Annotated in this window: 17 protein-coding genes and 1 pseudogene; 6 read left to right on the forward strand and 12 right to left on the reverse strand. The window is 65.9% G+C overall.

Annotated features, from left to right (window positions below):
• Positions 1–25: 25 nt before the first annotated feature.
• Positions 26–1,033, reverse strand: coding sequence for a LacI family DNA-binding transcriptional regulator (locus A3A5_RS0121500; protein ID WP_018312586.1), 1,008 nt, complete (start codon positions 1,031–1,033; stop codon positions 26–28).
• A gap of 95 nt (positions 1,034–1,128) precedes the next feature.
• On the opposite strand from A3A5_RS0121500, the gene A3A5_RS45430 reads away from it, so the two are divergent.
• Both A3A5_RS45430 and A3A5_RS45025 read left to right on the forward strand, forming a co-directional pair.
• Positions 1,129–1,257, forward strand: coding sequence for a hypothetical protein (locus A3A5_RS45430; protein WP_018312587.1), 129 nt, complete (start codon positions 1,129–1,131; stop codon positions 1,255–1,257).
• Positions 1,258–1,563: 306 nt separating this feature from the next.
• Positions 1,564–1,716: pseudogene (locus A3A5_RS45025) on the forward strand (EAL domain-containing protein); the annotation flags it as partial.
• A 6-nt stretch (positions 1,717–1,722) separates the two neighbouring features.
• Here A3A5_RS45025 and A3A5_RS0121515 read toward each other — a convergent pair.
• From A3A5_RS0121515 to A3A5_RS0121540, 6 genes are all read right to left on the reverse strand, one after another.
• Complete coding sequence (locus A3A5_RS0121515; protein WP_018312589.1) at positions 1,723–3,078, reverse strand: MFS transporter; 1,356 nt, start codon at positions 3,076–3,078, stop codon at positions 1,723–1,725.
• 179 nt (positions 3,079–3,257) lie between these two features.
• Positions 3,258–4,073, reverse strand: a complete 816-nt coding sequence (locus tag A3A5_RS0121520; RefSeq protein ID WP_018312590.1) for an enoyl-CoA hydratase/isomerase family protein — start codon at positions 4,071–4,073, stop codon at positions 3,258–3,260.
• Between the two features lie 3 nt (positions 4,074–4,076).
• On the reverse strand, positions 4,077–5,687 hold the full coding sequence (locus tag A3A5_RS0121525) for an AMP-binding protein (protein ID WP_018312591.1): 1,611 nt from the start codon (positions 5,685–5,687) through the stop codon (positions 4,077–4,079).
• A 1-nt stretch (position 5,688) separates the two neighbouring features.
• Positions 5,689–6,243, reverse strand: coding sequence for a (2Fe-2S)-binding protein (locus A3A5_RS0121530; protein WP_018312592.1), 555 nt, complete (start codon positions 6,241–6,243; stop codon positions 5,689–5,691).
• Positions 6,240–7,055, reverse strand: a complete 816-nt coding sequence (locus tag A3A5_RS0121535; protein WP_018312593.1) for a xanthine dehydrogenase family protein subunit M — start codon at positions 7,053–7,055, stop codon at positions 6,240–6,242. Before A3A5_RS0121535 ends, A3A5_RS0121530 begins: the two co-directional genes overlap by 4 nt.
• The gene (locus A3A5_RS0121540; protein ID WP_018312594.1) at positions 7,052–10,096 is read right to left on the reverse strand and encodes a molybdopterin cofactor-binding domain-containing protein; all 3,045 of its coding nucleotides are present in this window, start codon (positions 10,094–10,096) and stop codon (positions 7,052–7,054) included. The genes A3A5_RS0121535 and A3A5_RS0121540 overlap by 4 nt, the downstream gene beginning before the upstream one ends.
• Positions 10,097–10,548: 452 nt before the next feature.
• Here A3A5_RS0121540 and A3A5_RS0121545 point away from each other — a divergent pair, with 452 nt between their 5' ends.
• Positions 10,549–11,454, forward strand: coding sequence for a LysR family transcriptional regulator (locus A3A5_RS0121545; protein WP_018312595.1), 906 nt, complete (start codon positions 10,549–10,551; stop codon positions 11,452–11,454).
• Here A3A5_RS0121545 and A3A5_RS0121550 read toward each other — a convergent pair.
• From A3A5_RS0121550 to A3A5_RS0121570, 5 genes are all read right to left on the reverse strand, one after another.
• Positions 11,381–12,175, reverse strand: a complete 795-nt coding sequence (locus A3A5_RS0121550; RefSeq protein WP_018312596.1) for a sterol desaturase family protein — start codon at positions 12,173–12,175, stop codon at positions 11,381–11,383. The genes A3A5_RS0121545 and A3A5_RS0121550 overlap by 74 nt on opposite strands.
• 79 nt (positions 12,176–12,254) lie before the next feature.
• On the reverse strand, positions 12,255–13,994 hold the full coding sequence (locus tag A3A5_RS0121555; RefSeq protein ID WP_018312597.1) for a GMC family oxidoreductase: 1,740 nt from the start codon (positions 13,992–13,994) through the stop codon (positions 12,255–12,257).
• A gap of 34 nt (positions 13,995–14,028) precedes the next feature.
• Positions 14,029–14,991 carry a tripartite tricarboxylate transporter substrate binding protein gene (locus A3A5_RS0121560; RefSeq protein WP_018312598.1) on the reverse strand — a complete coding sequence of 321 codons (963 nt, stop codon included), beginning with the start codon at positions 14,989–14,991 and terminating at the stop codon, positions 14,029–14,031.
• 69 nt (positions 14,992–15,060) lie between these two features.
• On the reverse strand, positions 15,061–15,654 hold the full coding sequence (locus A3A5_RS0121565) for a UbiX family flavin prenyltransferase (RefSeq protein WP_051108557.1): 594 nt from the start codon (positions 15,652–15,654) through the stop codon (positions 15,061–15,063).
• A 4-nt stretch (positions 15,655–15,658) separates the two neighbouring features.
• On the reverse strand, positions 15,659–17,128 hold the full coding sequence (locus A3A5_RS0121570) for a UbiD family decarboxylase (RefSeq protein ID WP_035813259.1): 1,470 nt from the start codon (positions 17,126–17,128) through the stop codon (positions 15,659–15,661).
• 371 nt (positions 17,129–17,499) lie between these two features.
• On the opposite strand from A3A5_RS0121570, the gene A3A5_RS0121575 reads away from it, so the two are divergent.
• From A3A5_RS0121575 to A3A5_RS0121590, 3 genes are all read left to right on the forward strand, one after another.
• On the forward strand, positions 17,500–18,444 hold the full coding sequence (locus A3A5_RS0121575; protein WP_018312601.1) for a LysR family transcriptional regulator: 945 nt from the start codon (positions 17,500–17,502) through the stop codon (positions 18,442–18,444).
• On the forward strand, positions 18,441–19,901 hold the full coding sequence (locus tag A3A5_RS0121580; RefSeq protein ID WP_018312602.1) for an aldehyde dehydrogenase family protein: 1,461 nt from the start codon (positions 18,441–18,443) through the stop codon (positions 19,899–19,901). Before A3A5_RS0121575 ends, A3A5_RS0121580 begins: the two co-directional genes overlap by 4 nt.
• A gap of 301 nt (positions 19,902–20,202) precedes the next feature.
• Positions 20,203–21,804 carry an FAD-binding oxidoreductase gene (locus A3A5_RS0121590; RefSeq protein ID WP_018312603.1) on the forward strand — a complete coding sequence of 534 codons (1,602 nt, stop codon included), beginning with the start codon at positions 20,203–20,205 and terminating at the stop codon, positions 21,802–21,804.
• Positions 21,805–21,815: the final 11 nt, after the last annotated feature.

Below are 21,815 nucleotides of genomic sequence, written 5' to 3' on the forward strand. Positions count from 1 at the left end.
AACGAGCAAATTCGCTGGCGCAAGGTCAGGACGTTGTGCGGCGCAGCACCAGGTCATTGGGCAATACGAACGTATGCGGGCTCATCGCGGGGTTTCCAATGCGAGCCTCGAGTCGCTCGACAACCTGCTCGACCATAGCCGCCAGCGGCTGCTGCACAGTACTCAATGCGATACATTCCCAGCGCGCCATCGGAATATCGTCGTATCCCACAACCCACATGTCGCCGGGGACGGATCGGCCACAACGCTTGGCCGCATCGAGCGCGCCGATCGCAACGATGTCGTTGGTGCAGAAAACGCTGTCGATATCCGGACTTTCGCTCAACAGGGTCTGCATGGCACGGAACCCAAAGTCATAGCCGAAATCCCCGGCATCGGCGCGGGTGAAACGGGGACTTAGTGCCACATCCCCCAGGCCTTCCATGAAGCCCCTCTCGCGGTCGCGGATGGTGCTTGCGCGCGAGCTCTTGCTCGATTTGGCGGAGATCAGTCCGATGTGCTTGCGGCCTGCCGCCTGGAAATACTCGGCGACTCGCCGACCTCCAGCGTAATTGTCGCTGACGATCGTATCGAAGAGGTTGGTACCGACCGACCGGTTGATGAGAATAACGGGCTTTTCGGCTGCCACCCTGGCCAGCAACTCCCTGGACTCCTCCAGGGCAGTTGCAAAAATGACGCCGTCGGTAGCACTCTCTGCGAGCGCGCGCACTGTTGCATCGTCCATCACACCGTCCAGTTCCCAGACAGTCGTCCGAAAGCCCCGGCCGGCAAGACGTTCCACCAGAAGCTGCAGCAATAACGGGTAGAGCGGGTTCGACAGATTTGCGACAACGACCGCAACCGTGCCGCTTCGTCTGGTCTTCATCTGCCGAGCCGCGGCACTGGGAAGATATTCGTGCTCCTGGATGATTTTGAGGACGCGTGCCTTGGTTTCCGGTTTCACCGAGGGCAGATCTTGAAGAACCCGGGAAACGGTGGTTTGGGACACGCCCGCCAGGCGGGCAATATCGATGCTCGTAAGTCTTTTGCTCATGGTGCTGTCAAAATCAGCGGCACGTTATCGGGGATGCGTCCCGATTCTAATCGAACACGTCTGACGAAGATGCCGTCGCATGCTCTGGCGGCCGCATGGAGGTGCCACCCGGCGCCGCGCTGAAAACCATGACCATCCAGGCCACCGGCGGCATTCCGCTGTGCGCTATCGCCCATGTCTTCGGCCAAAGCGACTCGGCAATCCCGATCTGCACCTACTATTAGGATTCGACATCTCTCCTGGTTCGGCGACCTTTCCCCAGATTTGCGGTCGAACTGAAAAACCATTTCTTTGGCAGCGTTATGCCGGTCGGTAGCCACTAAACATTTTAAGTTGCTAGCCGTCGCGCAAGAATGTGGTGTGACGATTTCGGAGTGCCTACCGGGTGCAGTGGATTCGCATTTCTTTGGGCCACCAGATCCTGGCCTCCGAATCAGGATTCGGATAAGGTCGCCCGCTCGGCGCGGGCGACGAACAGTGCCACGTCCAGCCATCGAGTGGGTATTCTTCAGGTATCGCGCCGACGCGGATCGCTGATGAGCGATGTCGAGAAGGCTTCGTCCGTCCTCGACGCGCCGAAACGGGCTGGTGTATCGACCTCGCTCGACGACTTCGGCTCGGGATATTCCAGCCTCGCCTATCTGGCTCGCCTTCCGATCGACACCCTGAAGATCGACAAGTCATAGCGCTTACTTTTCCCCGAGGCGCCCAGCCGTCTCCGGAACAATAGCCGCGCCCGCCAGGTAGATGATGGTGACAGTCGCCAGGAACATGCCCAACACCTTTGGCAATTCGGCGGGGGTGCTCGCGCACAGCGATGCAAAGGTCGGCATCATGCCGCCGATGGCAAAGCCGATATTCCACGACAGGCCAGTCCCCGTTGCGCGGATGCTCGTGGGGAACCGTTCATTCAGGAAAATCAGGATCGGTGCGAAACCCGTGCTGCCCAGCATGGCGAGCGCCACGGCGTACATGCCGACCGTGGTGGTGTCCGCTGCCTCGGGCATCCGGTGATAGAGCAGCGGCAGGAGGACCACGTTCAGGGCGCCGATCAGCAGGAAGGCCCGCTTGCGGCCAACCAGCGAACTGAGGTGACCCGCAAGGATCGATGCCACGATCACGCCAAGACTGCTGAGCATCAGGATAGCGGCGGCTTCGCCTGCCGGCGCCTTTACCACTACCTTGAGGAAGGTCGGCAGGTAGCCGGAGGTCAGGTAGTAGGCGCTGCCCCCACCAATCGTGAGCAGGATGTTGACCAGGAGGATGCCCCGGTACTGGCGGGAGAACAGGGTACGCAGCGGGTTTTCCAGCGGCGCGGCATGGCCCTTGGCCGCCTGCAACTGCTTCCACAGCGGCGACTCTTCCAGCGAATTGAAGATGAACAGGCCCAGCACCGAACTGACGATGCCGGAGAAGAACATGCAGCGCCAGCCCCATGTGTCAAAGGCATCTCCCGGGAACAGCGCGGTCATCGCCAGGTAGGTGATGGAGGCCAGCAGTGCCCCAATGCCGGCGCCACCGCCGCCTACCAGTCCGGACACGGCGCCGCGCCAGGAGGGCGGCACCGACTCCGTGCCGATGGTGTGGGTGGAAGCCACCACGCCACCGACGAAGATGCCCTGCACCAGCCGCAACAGGATGAACAAGGCTGGCGCAAGCAGGCCCACCTGACCCACCGTGGGCAGCAGCCCGAACGCCGCCGTGGACAAGCCAACGCCGGTAACCGCAACCACCATCGCCCCCTTGCGGCCGTGGCGGTCGGCATAGGAGCCGAAGATCGCGGAGCCGAGCGGACGCATCAGCAACGTGACGGCAAAGGATGCATACACTGCGGCCAGCGACAGCATGGCATGTTCCGACGGAAAAAAAAGCCTGCCAATCACCGGTGCCACGAACAGCAGGATGAACAGGTCGAACAGGTCCAGCGCCCACCCCATGCACGAAGCCGTCACGGCACCAAACACCTGTCGATTGCTCGCTGCCCGCAGCGCCACGCTGTCCGTGCCGCTGACAGTCCCTGCCTTCTTCTTGACTATGACTTCCATGGTTGTCTCCTTTGGTTGGATCTCTGTCTGGATCTCTTCCGGGGTGATTACCGCACCGACGCCAGACGGGCGCCACCTTGCCGCCACGCAAGCGCTTGCCCGCGCGGTCAATGGGCCTCGTGCTCCGGTCCATCTCTCCCGGGATGCGGGCGGCCTCGCCAGCACGCCCGCTAACGACATCAGCTGCCGCGGAATGCCGGCTTGCGCTTGCCGTGGAACGCTTCGACGCCTTCGCGGAAATCGTCCGAGCTGCGCAGGCGGCTATAGCAATGCCCTTCCAGTTCGATGGCGATCGACAGCGGCGCGTCCTCGGTGTCGTTGAGCAGCTTTTTGGCGGTGCGCTGCGCCAGCGGCGAGAAGCCGCGCAGTTCGTCGACCAGTGCGTCGGTGGCAGCCTCCAGCTCGGCGTCGGCCACGCATTCCACCGCGATGCCCCACTCATAGGCCTGCTTGCCCGAGATGCGGCGCGAGCGCATCACAATGTCCTTGGTGCGGCCAATGCCCACCATCTTCTGCAGCCTCGCCGAGCCGCCCGAGCCCGGGATCTGCCCCAGCTTCTGCTCCGGCAGCGCGTACTGCGTGGTCTCGGTGGCGATGCGGAAGTCGCAGGCCAGCGACAGCTCGAAGCCCACGCCGAAGCAATAGCCGCGGTTGGCGGCAATCACCGGCTTGCCGCAGCGCGCCGGCGCCGCCACGTTCCAGGCCAGCTGCGAGACGTGCTCGGGCGAGGACTCCAGGAAGCCCTTGATATCGCCGCCGCTGGAAAAATGCTCGCCTTGCGCGCGCAGCACGATCACGCGCACGCGCTCGTCCGCGTCGAGCGCCTCGAGCACCGCGCGCAGCTGGTCGCGCGCCGCCATGGCGATCACGTTGTAGGGTGGGCGGTGCAGGATGATGTCCGCACGCTCGCGCTGCGCATCGATCTCCACGGAGAAACCATCGAGCTGCTGGAGCCGTTGCTGGTCGGGATGGATCAGATCGGTTACCTGGGTCATGTCTTACTCCTTGATTGTGTCGACAGGCGCGGCGTCCGCTGCCTGGTTGGGGCTGGGGTTAAGGCTGGGATTGGGGCCGGGGTTCACGGAATGCGGGGCCAGTGCGTATTCGCCGGCGGACAGCTTGCGGCGCAGGATCTTGCCCACCGGCGACTTGGGGATCTCCTCGACGAAGACGTAGTCGCGCGGGCGCTTGAAGTTGACGAGGTCAGAGTTTCGGCAATAGGTGTCCAGTGCCTGCGCATCGACGCTGCCGCGCGGCTTGACGAAGGCCACCACCTTCTGGCCCCAGCGCGGGTCGGCCACGCCGGCCACGGCCACCTCGTCCACCGCCGGATGCAGCGACAGCACCGATTCGATATCGACCGGCGAGATGTTCTCGCCGCCGCTGATGATCATGTCATCGACCCGGCCGCTGACGAAGAGGTCGCCGTCGGCATCGAAGTAGCCGGTGTCGCCGGTGAAGTACCAGCCGTCGCGCAAGGACTTGGCGTTGGCGTCGTCACGGTTCCAGTAGCCCTCGAAGGCCTCGTCGCCGCGCAGATCGGCAATGATCTGGCCTTCTTCGCCGATGGCCGCCAGATCGTCGGGCGACTTTGCTTCCAGGCGCACCACGCGCAGCCGTGTGTTAATGCCGGCGCGTCCCGCGCTGCCGGGCTTGCGGGTGGCGTGCTGGTCGATGCTGAAGGTGTACACCTCCGACGAACCATAGTGGTTGACGAACAGCTCGGGCTTGAAGGCCAGCGCAAGGCGGCATAGCAAGCCATCGCTCATCGAAGCGCCGGCAAATCCGAGCTTGGTCACGGTACGAATCGCCGAGGCATCGAATCCCGCATCGGCCAGCAGGTCGTGGTAGAGCGTGGGCACAAGGTACAGGCAGCTGATCCGGTGGGCGGCGATCTCTTGCAACGCCTGCCCGGCGTTCCAGCGGCGCACGCAGACGAACAGGCCGTCCACCAGCGCCATCGCCAGCAGCGAGCGCACGCCCATGGTGTGGTACAGCGGCATCACGCCGAGGGTGCACTCGCCGCGCCGATACAGGTTCTGCGCCACGTGCGCGAGCGCGGCGGCGCGCTCCTGACGGTGCCGGCGCGGCACGCCCTTGGGCTTGCCGGTGGTGCCCGAGGTGTAGAGCATCAGAGAAACACCGTCCGCCTCGGCCAGCGGTGTGGGGCTCAGTGGGATGCTCGCGAGTAGCGTGGCGAAGGGCAGCGAGCCGCCGGCCGCGCCATCCAGCGCAATGCAGGGCACGGCCCGCGCCGCGGGACTGGCCAGCACCGCATCGGCGCTGACCGGTTCGAACACCAGCGCCTTGACGCCCGCATCGCGCACGCAATAGTCCAGTTCCTCCGGCTTGGCGCGCCAGTTCAGCGGCACCATCACAATGCCGGCGAACTGGCAGGCCCAGTGCAGCGTGGCCATTTCCCAGCGGTTCTGCAATACGGCCAGCAAGCGATCGCCTGGCACCAGGCCGATCTCGCGCAGGCCGGCCGCCGCGCAGCGGATACGCTCGTACCACTGCGCATAGGTCAGCATCAGGTCGCCATCGACGATGGCGGGCGCGTGCGGGCTGCGCTCCACGCTCTGCAGGAAGGTGCGGCCAAGATCAAGCATCTCAGGCCTCCTCGCTGGCCACGCCGGCAGCCGCGCGGCGCGCGGCCACGTCGAGCACCGCCGCCACGATGGGGGTGTAGCCGGTGCAGCGGCACAGGTGGCCGGACAGCATGTCGCGCACCTGCGCCTCGGTGGGTTGCGGCACGCGCTCGAGGTAGTCCGCACACGACAGCAGAATGCCGGCGGTGCAGAAGCCGCACTGCAGCGCGTGGTGGCGGCGGAAGGCTTCCTGCAGGTCGCTCAGGCCTTCTGCCGGCGCCAGGCCTTCGATGGTATCGATGGCCCGGTCCTCGGCCTGTACCGCCAGCATCAGGCACGAGCGCGCGGCCACGCCGTCGACGCGTACCGTGCACGCGCCGCAGACGCCGTGCTCGCAGCCAACGTGGGTGCCGGTGGCGCCGAGCTCGTGGCGCAGGAAATCCGACAGCAGCTCGCGCGGCTCGCAATAGCCGCTGCGTTCGCGGCCGTTCAGGGTCAGGGTGATGCGGCGCCGCTCCTGGCGCTGCATTACCTCGGCGGGCTTGCCGGATTCGGCGCCCTTGGTGGTCTTGCTCATTTTGCCTCCTCGATCACACGCATGCCCAGTTGCCGCACTAGGTGCCGGCGGTACTGCGCGCTGATATGGGCGTCGTCCTGCGCGCCCAGTTTCCAACTGAAATCGTTGATGGCCTCCTCCAGGTCCTTGCCCTGCAGGCGCGGCCAGATTTCCAGCACCGGCCGGTCCGCCACGCCGCCAACCGCCAGCGCGATGGCGTCATCGGTCACGGTGGCCGCGCAGGCCACCAGCGCAAAATCGCCGTGGCGCGCGGAGAATTCGGCAAAGCCGTAGCGCGCCCCGGGGCGCCGTAGCGGAAAGCGCACCGCCTCCACCAGCTCGTCGGGCTCGCGTGCCGTCATCAACATGCCCTGGAAGAAGCTGGCCGCCGGCAATACGCGGCGGCGCCGCGCGGCGCGCAGCACCACCTCGCCGCCCAGCGCGGTCAGCACCAGGGGCAATTCGGCGCTCGGATCGGCATGAGCCACCGAGCCGCACACGGTGCCACGGTTGCGAATCTGGAAATGCGAAATATGCGGAAAGGTCATGGCCAGCAGCGGCACCTCGTCGGCCAGCGTGGCGCGCCATTCGACGCTGCCCTGCGTGGCCGCGGCACCCACCACCAGGTGAGCGTCTTCCACCCGCACCGTGTTCAGTTCGGCGGTGCGCGAGATATCGATCAGCAGTTGCGGCTGCGCCAGGCGCATGTTGAGCACCGCCATCAGCGACTGGCCGCCGGCCAGCACGCGCGCGCCCTCGCCGCCACGGGCCAGCGCATCGAGCGCGTGCTGCGTGGTTTCGGCGCGCAGGTAATCGAAAGCGGATGGTTTCATCGACGAACTCCCAAACGGGCCAGCAGGCGGGCAAGCCAGCCTTGCGGCCGTACCGGCTTGCCGGCGGCCTGGCGGCCGAGCGATTCGAACAACTGGCGCAGCACCACCTTGGCGGCGCCTTCCAGCATGCGTCCGCCCACGGCGGCGACCTTGCCGGATACCTCGGCCTCGTAGTCGTAACTCAGGCGCGTGCCGCTGCCATGCGGGACCAGATCCACCAGGCCGGCGCCGCGCGCGCTGCCCAGCGAGGACATGCCGGCGCCCGCCAGCCGCAGCCGGCGCGGGGGATCGAGGTCCGACAGGGAGATCTCCGCCTCGAAGCGCGCCTTGATCATCCCAACCCCTACCGTCACGTCGGCGCGGTAGTGGTTCTCGGCGGTGCGCTCCAGCGCGTGGCAGCCGGGCACCACCTTGGCCAGCGCCTGCGGGTCCAGCAGCACGGCGAAGATGGCTTCGGGCGTGGCGTCGAGATCCACTGAGCCGCGCGCGGTGAGCGCCTTGCCACTGCCCTTGCGGGCCGCGGGCACGGCGGCCTCGCGTATGGCTTCCAGCAATTCGGGGCGCGACGGTGGCGGATCGTCGAAGCCCACCATGGCCATCACCTTGGCCGGGGTCAGCGGCAGGCGGATGTCCTGCACGCCGAGCGCGTCCGCCACCGCGTTGGCGATGCAGGGGGGCGTGCTCATGTTGTTGCCCTCGCCCAGGCCCTTGGCGCCGAGCGGCGTGAAGGGGCTTGGCGTTTCCAGGTGCACGATCACCGGATCGGGCACCTCGCAGGTGGTCGGCATCAGGTAGTCGGCCAGCGTGCCGGACTGGAAGCTGCCGTCGGCGCCATAGCGGAACTCCTCCATCAGCGCCGCGCCCAGCCCCTGGGCGAAGGCGCCGCGGATCTGGCCATCGGCCAGCGCCGGGTTGAGCAGCGTGCCGGCGTCGTGCGCGGTCACGTAGCGATCGATACGCACGCGCCCCGTGGCGCGGTCGATCTCCACGCCGCACATATCGAAGGCAAAGCCGTAGGCGGCCGAGGTGTTTATGCGGTCGTTCTCATCCGGCGCTTCCAGGTTGGGCGGCGACCAGAACACCGTCTCGCGCAGGCCAGGCTCTTCTCCCGCCGGCAGCTGCTGCGGTGACCAGTGCGGCGCATTGCTGGCTACACGCGTGAACGGCAGGCCGGATTCGGGCGCGCCTTTGCGGGCAATGCGGCCGTCTTCGAACACCACCTCCGCAGGCGCGCAGCCGAACTGCGGCGCCGCGATGCGCGCCAGCTTGTCGCGCACCCGCTCGGCGGCCAGATGCACGGTGCCGGCCACCGCGCCGGCAAAGCGGCTAGAGTAATTGCCGGCGGCAACCGACCACGCATCCTTGTGGGTATCGAACTCGACGTTCACCACCACGTCGGCCGGGTCCACGCCAAGCACATCGGCCACGACCTGCGCGCACACGGTCATATGGCCCTGCCCGGCCGGCGTCGAGGCAATGGTGACCACCACGCCGCCGAGCAGGTCGACGCTGACCGTGGCGCTGGCGATGGCGCCGTTCTTCGGCCCCACCTTCTTGCGCGCCTCGGCCGGCATGGCGGTGGTGATATAGCCCATATTCGAGACCGAAGGCTCGACGATGGCGGCAAAGCCAATGCCGTACAGCCGGCCCTCGCTACGAGCGGCATCGCGGCGGCGCTTCAGTTCCTCATAGCCGCCCTCCTCCAGCGCGCGCTCCAGCGCCAGCTGGTAGTTGCCGGAATCCAGCAGCGCGCCTGCCGCAGCCCGATACGGAAAGGCACCGGCCGGGACGAAATTGCGGCGATACACATCGAGCGGATCGAGCCCGAGTTCCATCGCGATGCGTTGCACCAGCCGCTCCAGCGCGAAATACACCTGCGGGCCGCCAAAGCCACGCACCAGGCCGGTGGGCGTCTTGTTGGTCATCACCACCCGGTTGCGCACCAGCAGGTTGGGGATGTCGTAGGCGCCGGTCAGGCAGCCGTGCATGCGGTAGAAGGTGGCGGGCTCCGGCGCGCGCAGGTAGCCGCCGCAGTCTTCGACCTGGTCGTAGGACAGCGCCATGATGCGGCCATCGGCCATCACCGCGGCTTCCAGCGTGGACAGCCGCGCGGTGGCGGAGGTGGCGGCGCTGAGATGCTCGAGCCGGTCTTCCACCCACTTCACCGGTGCTCCGGCCTTGCGGGACGCCAGGCACATCAGCACCGCGTAGGGAAACACGGCCTGCTTCACACCGAAGCTGCCGCCGGAATCGCGCGGGGCTTTGTGGCGCAGCCGGTTGGCCGGCACCTTGAGCGCCATCGCCATCACCGCATGCAGCGAGAACGGCCCCATGAAATTGGAGGTGACGTCGTAGCCCTCGTCACCGGGCAGGAACTCGGCAATCACAACGCCGCATTCGATCGGCGTGCAGGTGTTGCGCGGATAGTGCGCGGTCAGCGTGACCCGGTGCGGCGCCGCGGCAAAGGCGGCTTCAGGCTCGCCGTAGCGGAAGAGGCGGTCGCTCACCACATTGGCGCCTACGCCGGGATGCAGGATGGGCGCATCGTCGGCCAGCGCGGCTTCGATCGATACCACCGGCGACAGCACGCGGTAAGTGACGCGCACCAGGTCGAGCGCGTCTTCGGCCAGGGCACGGCTCTCGGCCATTACCACGGCCACCGGCTCGCCCACGTAGCGCACGCGATCGATGGCCAGCGCCCACTGCTCCATCGGCGACTTCACGGCGACCACGAAGGGCCGCGACCAGGCCGCCAGGTCGGCGCCGGTCAGGACCGCATGCACGCCCGGCGCGGCAAGCGCCGCGCCGGTATCGATGGTGCCGAGTTCGGCATGCGCATGCGGGGAGCGTACGATGGCGGCATGCAGGGTGCCCGGCTTCACGCCGAGGTCGTCGCCATAGCGGCCACGGCCGGTGAGGATGGCGGCGTCCTCGAGCCGCTCCATCGGACGGCCGACGTGGCGCTGGCGCGCGGCCGCGCCTGCTGCGGATGCATGGTGGATGGCCGCCGCTGCCGCGGCCAGGTTGCGCTTGTCGCTCATGACCGGCCTTCCCGCCTGGCGGGGCCGGGACGGTCCATCTGGTTAGCGGGGATTGCGGGCCGGCACGGGGAGATGCCACGCGGCACGGGGCGAACGTCCGCTACCGCTGTCTCCAGTGTCGTGCCGGTCATGCCGCCAGCATCGTTCTGTCTCATTCCTGACTCCGTTCTTCGCGTCGGCCCCGGCAGGCGAATCCACCCGGGACATGCAACGTTGAACAGGAGCTTAGGGAGGTTATGGTATTAGTTCTAATATTGTTTTTTGATTCGCTTCATCATTTACGATGATCTCTGCCAGCATGGGCGTTAATGCGCACATCCGTGCTGCTGACGCGCCACGGCTAAATGTTCGGCCGCGAATAACGGCCCGAAAAGTACGCGATGAGGGCGACAAAAAACTGATACGCTCATTCCAGTCCAACGAATTTATTGATACCTGATCGATCACTTGGCATGGACCTCAAACAGATCCAATATTTCATCGCCCTGTTCGAAGACGGCTCCGTCACGCGCGCGGCGAAACGGCTGAATATCGTTCAGCCGGCGCTGAGCATGCAGATCGCCAAGCTGGAGGAAGAGTTCGGACAGAAGCTGTTCGATCGCATCCCGCATGGCATGGTGCCGACCGCCGCCGGCCGCATGATGTATCGGCTGTTCCTGCCGCTCGTGCGCGACCTGGCCAATGCGCGGCAACAGCTGATGCAACGCGACGAGCAAGTGGCGGGCAGCATCTCCATCGGCATGGTGGCGTCGGAGACGGAGAGCGTGCTGGTGGGTTCGCTGGCGCGTTTCAACGCGCGCTACCCGAACGTCGAGGTATCAGTCGCCGACGGCTTCAGCGCCACGCTGATCGACCTGGTTTCCGCCGGCCAGCTCGACGCGGCCGTGGTGCATAAGCCCCGCGGCAAGCTCTCGCTCCATGTGCAATCCCTGCACGACGAGGAAATGGTGCTGGTCACCAGTGCGGAACATGGCCCGGAACTGCCGGCAGCGGTGGAACTCACCAAGCTGCCGGGACTGGAACTGGTGCTGCCCACCAAGCGCCATGGCTTGCGCGGCGTGCTGGATGCGGCCACGCAACTGGAAGACGTGACCTTGCAGCCGAAGTTCGAGATCGACATCCTCGGCACCATCGTCCAGTTCGTCGAGGCCACGCGTTTTGCCACGGTGCTGCCGCGCATCGTGGTGCAACGCGCCGTCGACGAGGGCCGGCTGCGCGTGTACCCCATCCTGGCGCCGCGCATTGTGCGCCACCTGGTGTGCGTGAGCCATCCGCAGCGCCCGCTCAGCACGGCCGCCGACGCGCTGATCGCGATCGTGGCCGAGGAGATCCGGAGGGTATCCGGCACCGCCGCCTGATCGGGGCGCTGCGGCCATCGCTGTCCTGCCCTTGCACCGGGCTGCGCGCCGCGCGCGGGGCATCGCTGCGCGTGCCGAACAGCGTGTCGCAGATCGGGAAGGTCAGGTTGAAGTTCTGCGTGGCCATCAGTTCGGGATCGTGATGCGTGACGTGCAGGCGCCGCACGGTACCCACCAATGGCATCTTGTCGAGCAGCGGGCTGTCCGTGACGTGCGATAGCGTATGCATTCCTTCGTACATCAGGTAGTACGCCGCCATCGTCATCAGCGCGATATACCCCGCGTTCTTTGAGAACACCGCGCCGATCGCCAGTGCGAACGGCACTGCGGCCAGCACGAAAGCCACCGGCGCGAACGGCGGGAACAACAAGGCGCGCCAGTGTTTCTGGCCTTTGTACTCAAGCGTCACGTGCGTGAAGAAGCGATGGTGCACGGCGCAATGCCGTTTGTAGATCATGCTGAAAAAGCGCGTCGGCCGATGCAGTACATAGCGGTGCGCGGCCCACTCGGCCCAGTTCCCGAACAGGAAGATCGGCACGATCGCGAGCCACTGCGCCAGCGTCGGTGCTCGCAGGTTCATCGCGCACCATGCAACCACCCCGCCCGTGAACAGCAGCGTGAAGGCGAGATGCAGTTCGCCGCGGTACCACGCGGGCGTGGACGCGACATACTCGTCGCGGAAGCGGTAAGAACGTGCGCGGACTTCGTCATCGTATTTCATCGTTGTCTCCTCGTTCCAGGCGCTGGTGGCGCCCCATAGTGCGGCTTCGGTGTTTACCTTTGGTTTCCAGCTTCGGTGTTCAGCCCGGATCGGCACCTTCGCTCAACGCCCGCCGGGTTGCGCGGCGCTCGGCCAACATGGCGTCGGCGATCTTTTCCGCGAGCATGATGGTGGGAATGTTGGTATTGGCCGTCGGCAGCCGAGGCATCAGCGACGCGTCGACGACGCGCAACCGGCCGACATCGTGGACGCGGCCCGTTGCGTCCGTCACCGCGCTCCGGTCCGCCTGCGCGCCCATCCGGCAAGTGCCGCTGGCATGCCAGACCCCGAAGACGCTCTGGCGCACGAAGCCCTCCAACGCGGACTCATCCGCGAGCAGGCTGGTCAGGTTTGCCCCGCCCGTGACAAAGCGCGCGATCAGGCTTCTGCGTAGCGGCCCCGAGACATCGAGCAGTGCCCCCAGCAACGCGGTGAGCATCGCATTGCCGGGGCTCACGCGGCTCATTGCCTTGACGCGCGGCGAAAAGATGGCGGGGAAGAAATCATCCGGATGCTGATGCAAGGCCGATGCACCGACGATGCGCACCAGCCTGCGCACACCAGCCACCATGCGTCGCAGATCCCGTTCGTCATCCAGCAGGTTGAGCTCCACCAGAGGCGGCACCTCCGGCTGGGCGCCGGCAAGGCTCACCTGCCCGCGCGAGAATGGCCGGTTGCACCACAGGAAGAAGAGGCCGAGCCGATTACCGAGCGCATGCCAGCCCGCCCGTGTCGAGCTGGACAAATACATGTCCGACGCTTCGCCGCCCGGCACTTCGGATGAGAAGCGCGCCGCCGTCATGCTGGAGCGCCGGCGCGCGAGCGGCATGCGGTACTCGGGCGCGAGGAACTGGCAGAAGGTCAGCGCAGGATGATCCTGGAGATTGCGGCCAACGCCGGGCCGGTCGGCCACCACCTCGATGCCGAGCGCCTGCAGCGCGGCCGCGTCGCCAATCCCCGCGCGCATCAGGATGGCGGGAGACTGCAGCGCGCCCGCTGACACGATGACCTCTCCGGCTTCCAGCGCCAGCCGCGCCCCGTCGGCACGAACGGCGATCACCCCGCGCGCTTCGCGTCCGGATACGACCAGCTCCTTCACCGTTGTCTCGGCAAAGATCCGCAGATTGGTCCGCTTGCGCGTGTTCGCATCGAGATAGGCGATGGCGGTCGATACCCGCTTGCCATCGAGGTTCGAGAAGGCAGCGGGAAACCAGCCATCGCCGAACTCCGCGTTCTGGTCGTCCAGCGCGGACAATCCGCTGCGGCCCATCGCTTGCGCAAAAGCCGTGCAAAATGGCGGCCACGCCTGCGGCAGGATGCGGCGGATCGGCACCGGGCCGTCGCTGCCGTGCATCGGGCTGCTGGCGAAATCCACATCCCGTTCGAGCTTGCGGAAATACGGCAACACATCCTGCCACGACCAGCCGGGCGCGCCCGACGCCGCCCACTCGTCGTAGTCGCGCGGCAGCCCGCGGTTGGCGGCCTGCACATTGATGCTGGAGCCGCCGCCCATGACGCGCCCTTGCTCGTAGAGTCTGGCGCGCGCCCCTGCCACGGCGCGCGCCTGCAGCGATGGCCAGATGTACCGGTCGCCGAAGAACAAGGGCATCGGATAGCTGTCGAGAATCTCCGCCGGCACCGCGCCGGGCGGCGTATCGACGCCCCCCTCGATCAGCGCGACGCGTATGCCCGGGTCCCGCGAGAGGCGATTGGCCAGCACGCAGCCGGCCGACCCGCCGCCAACGATCACATAGTCGAAGCGGTCCCTCGGCGTACCCATGTGTTCTCCCCTTGTCATGTGCGTGGTTGCTGCGTCATTGCAAGGGGATGGCCGCGTCCTGCACGACCTGCTTCCACTTCGCCAGTTCCTTGCCGATGAACGCCGAGAAGTCCGCCGCGCTGCCGCCGGCCGGCCTGACGCCCTGCTCGTGGAAGATATTGCGCACATCCGCCGTGCGCAGCGCGTCGTTGATCTGCGCGTTCAGCTTGCGCACGATCTCCGGGGGCGTGCCGGCCGGCGCGACAATGCCGTGCCAGGATGACGCGTCGTAGCCGGGCAGGCCGCTCTCGGCCATGGTGGGCACCGTGGGAAGCGACGCAAAGCGGCTCCGGTCGGCGACGGCAAGCGCGCGCACCTTGCCGGACTTCACGAAAGGCAGCACATGGGGCAACGCGTCGAAGGCCACTTCGACCTGCCCGCCGGCCAGATCGGTCAGCATGGGCGTGCTGCCCTTGTAGGGAACCTGGGCGAGCGTGACGCCGGCACTGCGCTCGAACAGCGCCATGGCAAGGTGGTTGGACGAGCCGCTGCCCGACGAGCCGTAGTTGATCTTGCCGGGCGTGGCCTTAGCGGATTTGACAAGATCGTCCACGGAGCGGATCGGCGATCCGTTGGTCACCACAAGGGTCATCGGCGACTGGCCAGCCAGGATGACGGGCGTGAAGTCCTTGAGGGTGTCGTACGGCAGCGACTTATAGAGCCAGGGATTGGCACCGAAGGGGAACTGCACCACCAGCAGCGTGTAGCCATCGGGCGCGGCCTTGGCCACGAACGAGGTGCCGATGATGGTGCCCGCGCCGGGCTTGTTGTCCACCACCACGGGCTGGCCCCAGGCTGCAGTGAGCCTGCTGCCGACGATGCGGGCCAGCGTGTCGTTGAAACCGCCGGGCGGGTACGGCACCACGATGCGGATCGGCTTGGTGGGATAGCCTTGTGCATGGGCAAGCCCCGTCAGCAACAGCAAAGCGAGCCCGGCATGGGCGAGCCAAGTTTTCATGTCTGTCTCCTGCCTGTTCAGTATTCAAAGCTCGGCCGGGATCAGTGCCCCGGTCCGCAGCGCTGGCCGTCAGCCGGCAAAGTCGTGAGCGAGGCCCGACCAGCGGCTGGCCAGCGTGTCGTGCTCGATCTGGAACAGGTCCAGGATGCGACCCACGGTGTGATTGACCACGTCCTCGATGCTGGTCGGATGTGCGTAGAAGGCGGGCACGGGCGGCATCACGATCGCGCCCATCTCGGTGGCGTAAAGCATGTTGCGCAGGTGCGCGAGGTTCAGCGGGGTTTCGCGCGCCACCAGCACCAGGCGCCGCCGCTCCTTGAGCACCACGTCCGCGGCGCGGGTCAGCAGGTTGTCAGAAAACCCGTTGGCCACCGACGCCAGTGTCTTCATCGAGCACGGCGCGACCACCATGCCCTCGGTCACGAAAGAGCCGCTGGCCACCGCCGCGCCGATATCGCGCACGTTATGCACTACGTCGGCCAGCGCCTCGAGTTCGCTGCGCTTGATGCCGAGTTCCTGGGTCGCGGTGAGCATGCCCGAAGCCGACACGATCAGATGCGACTCGACGTTGTCCAGGCTGCGTATCGCCTTGAGCAGGTTGACGCCGATAGCGGCGCCGCTGGCGCCGGAGATACCGACGATGATGCGTTTCTGGTTGGCCATGACATCAAGCTCCATCGCCGAGGTACGCTTTCCAGCGCGATGGGTCGGCGGACACCAGCGCCTGCACATCGATGGTTGACTCGCCGGGAATCCGCACGCGCGTGAACACATGCGCCGCGTACTTGACCGGGCGGGTCGCGTCGAGCCCCATCTTGGCGCAGATGCCTTGCAGGTGCGGCTCCGGGTTGTCGATACCGGCCAGGCTGGCCGCGACGGTCGTGGAGGGATCGAGCACCGAGCCCTGCGCCCCCGCGATCACCACCAGATCCTGGTCCGCCTGGAAGCGCGTCGCGACCGCCCATTCGACCTCGGCGGGGTCGTGGACGTCGACATCGGTATCCACCACGATCACCTGCTTGATGTCGTAATGCGCGCCAAACGCCGAGAGAATGACGTTCTTCGCCTCGCCCTCTCGCTTCTTGTCGAGCTTCACATACAAGTGGTACCGGCATACGCCGCCCACCGACAGATGCACATCCTGCACCCCGGGATGGCTGCGCTGCAGATGCGCCAGCAAGGTCGCCTCGCGCGGAATCGCCCCGAGCAGCAGGTGCTCCATCTCCGCCGGCACGATGGTGTGATAGATCGGGCGAAGCCGGTGCGTGACGGCGTCGACCTGGATGACCTCGCGCGGCTCGGCGCTGCTGTAGTACTTGGGAAACTCGCCAAAGGGCCCTTCCATCTCGCGCTCGCCGGGCAGAAGCCGGCCCTCGATCACGATCTCGGCATTGGCCGGCACGCGCACATCGCTGGTGCGGCACTTGACCACGGGAAGCGGCGCCCCATGCAGCGCGCCGGCGATTTCCAGTTCGTCATGGTCGATCGGTGTGATGGCCTGCGAAGCCAGCATGGTGAGAGGATCGACACCGATGACGATGGCGATCGGCAGCGCCTCGCCGCATGCTTCGGCCGCACGGTAGAACGCATCGAGATGGCGTGGCAGCATCAGGATCGCCATGCGGTCCGGCGCATGCACCTGGATGCGGTGGATCGAGACGTTCTGCACGCCCGTGCGCGGGTTTCGCGCGATGGCCAGGCCGGCCGTGATGTAGGGACCGTTGTCGTGCTCGCTGTGGGTCGGGATGGGCAACAGTTCGTGCAGGTTCACCTTGTCCAGGTGGATGACCTGCTGGCACGCTGCCTCGCACTGGGCGATCTCGCGCACCGGCAGGGGCTGCGCGGCCGCACTGCGGAAGCGCTCCAGCAAGCCGTCTTCGGGCACCCTCATCGCCTCGGCGATCCACGAGCGGCGAGACATGAATCCGCTCACCACCGGAATCGCATGGCCGCCGGGCTGGTTGAAGAAGGCCGCGCGCTCGCCATCCAGCCGCTTGGCGACCGCGGCAAGGGTGTGCTCAAGCGCAACCGGCTCGTCTATTGCCGCCAGCCTCCCGGTGTCGCCAAGGTGGCGCAGCCAGCTGCGCAGGGTCAGCGCCTCCTCCGGCATGGCCATGGGTTCCGGCGCGCGGTTCATCGATTCGGCTATCTGCCTGAACATTGCATTGCTCCTGAGTCGTCGGCGTGCGGCCCAGGTCCTGACTGGCCTCACCGCACGCAAGGTGAGGCAAGCCTAGTCGGGAAGCTACATCAGGGCTAATACTGTTTATTGATTCTAAATATCATCGTTGCTGATATAAGTAATTGACCTGATGACATCCGGCAAGCACGGAACGCTAATAGAGGGACCCCAGGAAGCGCCACGTTTTTTCGTTCAGCTGCTCCCGATGAAATGCACGATCAGCGGCTTTTAACGGCATTCTCGCCACGCGCCACGAAATCACCGCTTCATATAAATTGATCCCATGTATCACTGTTAATGATGAATTAATGCGGCACACCGGGCACATGGACTTAAAGCAAATCCAGTACTTTATTGCGCTGTTCGAGGATGGCTCCGTCACGCGAGCGGCCAGGCGACTGCATATCGTGCAGCCTGCACTGAGCATGCAGATCGCAAAACTCGAGGAAGAGCTGAATCAAAAGCTGTTCGAAAGAGGCGCGCACGGCATGTCGCCGACCCGGGCAGGCCGCCAGATGTACGGGCTGTTCCTGCCCATCATGCGCGACATCACGCATGCGCGTGAACAACTGGTGCAACGTGAGGAGATCATTTCCGGCAGTATCACGATCGGCTTGATCGCCTCGATCGCGGAGGGCGCGCTCGCCGAGTCGCTCGCCCGCTTCCGAGCACGTTACCCGCACGTGGACGTGACCGTGGCCGACGGCTACAGCACGACGCTGATCGACTGGGTAGCGGGCGGCCAGTTGGATGTGGCCATCATCAACAAGCCACGCGCCCAATTGTCCCTGGATTCCCGGCCGCTGCTGGACGAGGAAATGGTGCTGGCAACGAGCGCCGCCCACGGCCTGGACCTGCCCCCCTCGGTCCAGTTGTCCAGTCTTACCCAATTGGAACTGGTCCTGCCAACCAAACGCCACGGCCTGCGCGGCGTTCTCGACAGCGCGGCGCACCAGTTCGACCTGATGCTCACACCGAAATATGAGGTCGACGCGCTTGGCACGATCGTCAAGCTGGTCGAGTCGACGAACATGGCGACCATCTTGCCCCGCATCGCGGTGCAGCGCGCGGTAGGCCACGGCACATTGCGCGCGCACTCCATCCTCGCCCCTCGTCTGGTCCGGCACATCGTGCGCATCAGTCACCCGCGCCGCGCGCCGAGCACTGCTGCGGAAGCGCTGATCGGCATCATTTCCGGCGAGATCCAGCGCGCGTCGCATGCCGCTGCGTCTTCCGACAGTCCAGACTCGACCAAGGAGAACAACGAATGAACGCGCAACACTGGATTTACGGCACGTGGTCCGGCGAGCCTTCCGCCGATAGCATCAACCCCGCGGACGGAACCCTGATCGGAAAATTTCCCGACGGCGGGACGACGGAAGCCGACGGTGCCATCGCCGCCGCGCGGCACGTCTTTGAACGCACGACATGGGGCCACGATGCCCGCCTGCGGCAGAATGTGCTGCTCGCCTGGGCTGGCGCGCTCGAAGGAGAGCGAGAGGCCCTGGCCCGACTGCTCACCGCCGAAAATGGCAAGCCCATCGCGCAGGCCCGGGGCGAGATCGGCGCCGCCATCTCGGAAGTCCGCTATTACGCCGGGCTGGCGCGGCACATTCCGGGCCACGTGCTGGAGCCGGAGCCCGGCACGATATCGACCATCCTGCGAGAGCCGGCCGGCGTCGCCGCCATCATCGCCCCCTGGAACGCGCCCGCGGTGCTGCTCGTGCGCTCGCTCGCACCGGCGCTCGCCGCCGGCTGCACGGCAGTGGTCAAGGCTGCTGCGCAAACCACGCTACTCACGGCGGCCATGCTGCGCCTGTTCGAGCGGACCGGCCTGCCGGCCGGCGCCGTCAATCTTGTCTGCGAAACGGGCTATGCCGCATCGGACCGCCTGGTGCGTTCGCACGACGTGGATGTGGTGAGCTTTACCGGATCTACCGCGACCGGCAAGAAGATCATGATTGCCGCCGCGGATAGCGTGAAAAAGCTCTCGCTCGAACTCGGCGGGAAATCGTGCTGCCTGGTGTTCGATGACGTCGACACGGAGGCGGTTGCCAACCGGCTCGCGCTCGCGGCCACCATCATCTCGGGCCAGCAATGCACGGCGGCGCGCCGCATACTGGTACACGAGGCCATCGCACCGCAGATGCGCGGGCACTTGACTGCGGCCCTTGCCGCGCTTCGCCTCGGGCCCGGCATCGAGCCGGACACGCAAATCGGCCCGCTGATCGACCACCCGACGCGCGCAGCGATCGGCGCCCTCGTCGAACGCGCCTGCGACGAGGCTGACTCGGTACTGCTGCGCGGCGCCATGCCAACCGGCGCGCTCGCGCGTGGCGCCTTCCTCAGCCCCACGCTGGTGGAACACAGCGACCCCGATGCCTTCTTCTGCCAAGAGGAGATCTTCGGTCCGTTCGCCACACTCGAGACCTTCGCGACCGAAGAAGAGGCACTGGCAAAAGCCAACAACACCGTCTTCGGCCTGTCCGCCAGCGTGTGGACGCGACAAGGCGAGCGTGCCATGCGGCTTGCGCGGGCCTTGCGCAACGGCACTGTCTGGGTCAACGACCACAACCGCCTGTTCGCCGAAGCAGAGACGGGCGGCTATCGGCAGAGCGGACTTGGACGGCTCCACGGGTACGACGCCTTGGCCGACTTCACCGAGTTGAAGCACATCTGTATCCATGCGGGCATGCCGCAAGGAAGCAGCAGAGTTTGCGCGGCGTGATTCGTGGCAAGCGGGTCCGCACGCAAGCGGGTCCGCACGACGACTCCGGATACGACAGCAGCGCGGCCGCCCACCCGTGCCCCTAGCCCTCAATCCCTTGCCCCGCTTCAGCCCATGTCTTCATCGTCGTCCCGCTTCTGCTGAAGATCACCCTTTTCCGCCTTGACATCGTTCTCCCTTCGCCTAGACTGATGTAATCGATTGCATTGCCAATGTTTCCATCCATGCTGCGGCTGTGCAATATTTTTTGCACTCAAATGTAATCGATTACATTGAACGAAGATCACAAGGAGACATCGACATGCAGGAACGCCGTCGGAAGTTTTATGGCTGGGGCTATGAAGGGGACACCGTCACGCAGGAGGAAATCTCGGAGTTCGAGGCGGCGTGGAGCCGGCTGCTAGGCGTCGACCATTTCGAGGCCATGCCCTTCCCCAGCGCGGATGAAATCGAGCTTCGCTCCCCGCGCGTTCAACCGCCTGCAACGCTGCGCGAGATCTGCACGACGGACCACTATGACCGCCTTTATCACACCTATGGCGCCGGTACGGTGGACGTGGCGCGGGCCATTCGGAAGGAGTTCCCGAATCCGCCAGACGTTGTTGCCTATCCCAGGACCGAACAGGAGATTGTCGATCTCTTCGACTGGTGCGGCCGCCAACAGCTCGCCGTCGTTCCCTACGGCGGCGGTTCCAGCGTGGTCGGCGGGGTGAACCCTCCTGAGCACGATCGCTACCGAGGCGTCCTCACACTCGACCTCAAACATTTCGACAAGGTGCTCGAAGTCGACCAGACCTCGCAGGCCGCACGCATCCAGGCCGGCGTGCTCGGGCCGAGCCTGGAACGTCAACTCAAGCCAACCGGGTTGACCATGCGCTTTTTCTTGCAGGCATGGGAGTTCTCGTCGCTGGGGGGCTGGATCGCGACCCGCGCCGCCGGGCATTTCGCCACCGCCTACACGCAGATCGACGACCACATCGAAAGCCTCAAGGTCGTGACTCCCGCGGGCAATATCGAGTCGCGCCGCTTTCCGGTATCGGGCGCGGGCCCCAATCCCGACCGGCTGTTCCTGGGCTCGGAGGGCGCGCTTGGCATCATTACCGAGGCCTGGGTCAAACTGCACCGCCGCCCGGTCTTCCGCAAGCAGACCACGGTGCGCTTCCGCGATTATGCGAAGGCTGTGGAGGCGACGCGGCTGCTGTCGCAGTCTGGCCTGAACCCCGCGAACGCGCGGTTGGTCGAGCGCGAGGAGGCAGCCTACACCGGCTCCAGCGACGGCACCTACGACATCCTCGTGCTGGGCTTCGAGTCGGCGGATCACCCGGTCGATGCGTGGATGGCGCGCGCGCTGGAGATCTGCGCAGCATGCGCCGGCGATTGGGATACCGCTCCGTCAGCCAAGGAGGAAGGTGCCGATTCGGCCACGGCAAGCTGGCGCAACAAGTTCCTGCGCGGACCCTATCTGCGCGAGTACGCCATTGCACGCGGCGTCATGCGCGAAACCATGGAAACAGCCGTCACATGGGACCGCTTCGCCGCGCTTCACCAGCACGTCAAGAACGAGACCCATCGCATCATCCGCGAAGTGACGGGCCGCCCGGGCTCGGTTACGTGCCGCTTCACCCACCTGTATCCGGACGGCCCCGCGCCCTACTTCACCTGGTTTGCCTATGGGGACAAGGCCCGTATTCCCGAGCAGTACCTGGCAATCAAGCGGGTGGCCGAACAGGCCATGGTGGACGCCGGCGGCACCGTCACGCACCACCACGCGCTCGGACGGGACCATCGCCCTTGGTATGACAAGGAGCGGCCAGAGCTGTTCTGCACCGCGCTGAAGGCGGCAAAGCAAGCGCTCGACCCTAAGCAGATCCTGAATCCCGGCGTACTGTTCGACCCGAGCTGAAGCGCTCTGGC

This window comes from Cupriavidus sp. UYPR2.512 (assembly GCF_000379565.1).
Classification (GTDB): domain Bacteria; phylum Pseudomonadota; class Gammaproteobacteria; order Burkholderiales; family Burkholderiaceae; genus Cupriavidus.

Coding starts and splice junctions, on each gene's coding strand:
- A3A5_RS0121500 (WP_018312586.1), bottom strand. CDS start 1,033: ATGAGCAAAAGACTTACGAGCATCGATATTGCCCGCCTGGCGGGCGTG.
- A3A5_RS45430 (WP_018312587.1), top strand. CDS start 1,129: ATGGAGGTGCCACCCGGCGCCGCGCTGAAAACCATGACCATCCAGGCC.
- A3A5_RS0121515 (WP_018312589.1), bottom strand. CDS start 3,078: ATGGAAGTCATAGTCAAGAAGAAGGCAGGGACTGTCAGCGGCACGGAC.
- A3A5_RS0121520 (WP_018312590.1), bottom strand. CDS start 4,073: ATGACCCAGGTAACCGATCTGATCCATCCCGACCAGCAACGGCTCCAG.
- A3A5_RS0121525 (WP_018312591.1), bottom strand. CDS start 5,687: ATGCTTGATCTTGGCCGCACCTTCCTGCAGAGCGTGGAGCGCAGCCCG.
- A3A5_RS0121530 (WP_018312592.1), bottom strand. CDS start 6,243: ATGAGCAAGACCACCAAGGGCGCCGAATCCGGCAAGCCCGCCGAGGTA.
- A3A5_RS0121535 (WP_018312593.1), bottom strand. CDS start 7,055: ATGAAACCATCCGCTTTCGATTACCTGCGCGCCGAAACCACGCAGCAC.
- A3A5_RS0121540 (WP_018312594.1), bottom strand. CDS start 10,096: ATGAGCGACAAGCGCAACCTGGCCGCGGCAGCGGCGGCCATCCACCAT.
- A3A5_RS0121545 (WP_018312595.1), top strand. CDS start 10,549: ATGGACCTCAAACAGATCCAATATTTCATCGCCCTGTTCGAAGACGGC.
- A3A5_RS0121550 (WP_018312596.1), bottom strand. CDS start 12,175: ATGAAATACGATGACGAAGTCCGCGCACGTTCTTACCGCTTCCGCGAC.
- A3A5_RS0121555 (WP_018312597.1), bottom strand. CDS start 13,994: ATGGGTACGCCGAGGGACCGCTTCGACTATGTGATCGTTGGCGGCGGG.
- A3A5_RS0121560 (WP_018312598.1), bottom strand. CDS start 14,991: ATGAAAACTTGGCTCGCCCATGCCGGGCTCGCTTTGCTGTTGCTGACG.
- A3A5_RS0121565 (WP_051108557.1), bottom strand. CDS start 15,654: ATGGCCAACCAGAAACGCATCATCGTCGGTATCTCCGGCGCCAGCGGC.
- A3A5_RS0121570 (WP_035813259.1), bottom strand. CDS start 17,128: ATGAACCGCGCGCCGGAACCCATGGCCATGCCGGAGGAGGCGCTGACC.
- A3A5_RS0121575 (WP_018312601.1), top strand. CDS start 17,500: ATGGACTTAAAGCAAATCCAGTACTTTATTGCGCTGTTCGAGGATGGC.
- A3A5_RS0121580 (WP_018312602.1), top strand. CDS start 18,441: ATGAACGCGCAACACTGGATTTACGGCACGTGGTCCGGCGAGCCTTCC.
- A3A5_RS0121590 (WP_018312603.1), top strand. CDS start 20,203: ATGCAGGAACGCCGTCGGAAGTTTTATGGCTGGGGCTATGAAGGGGAC.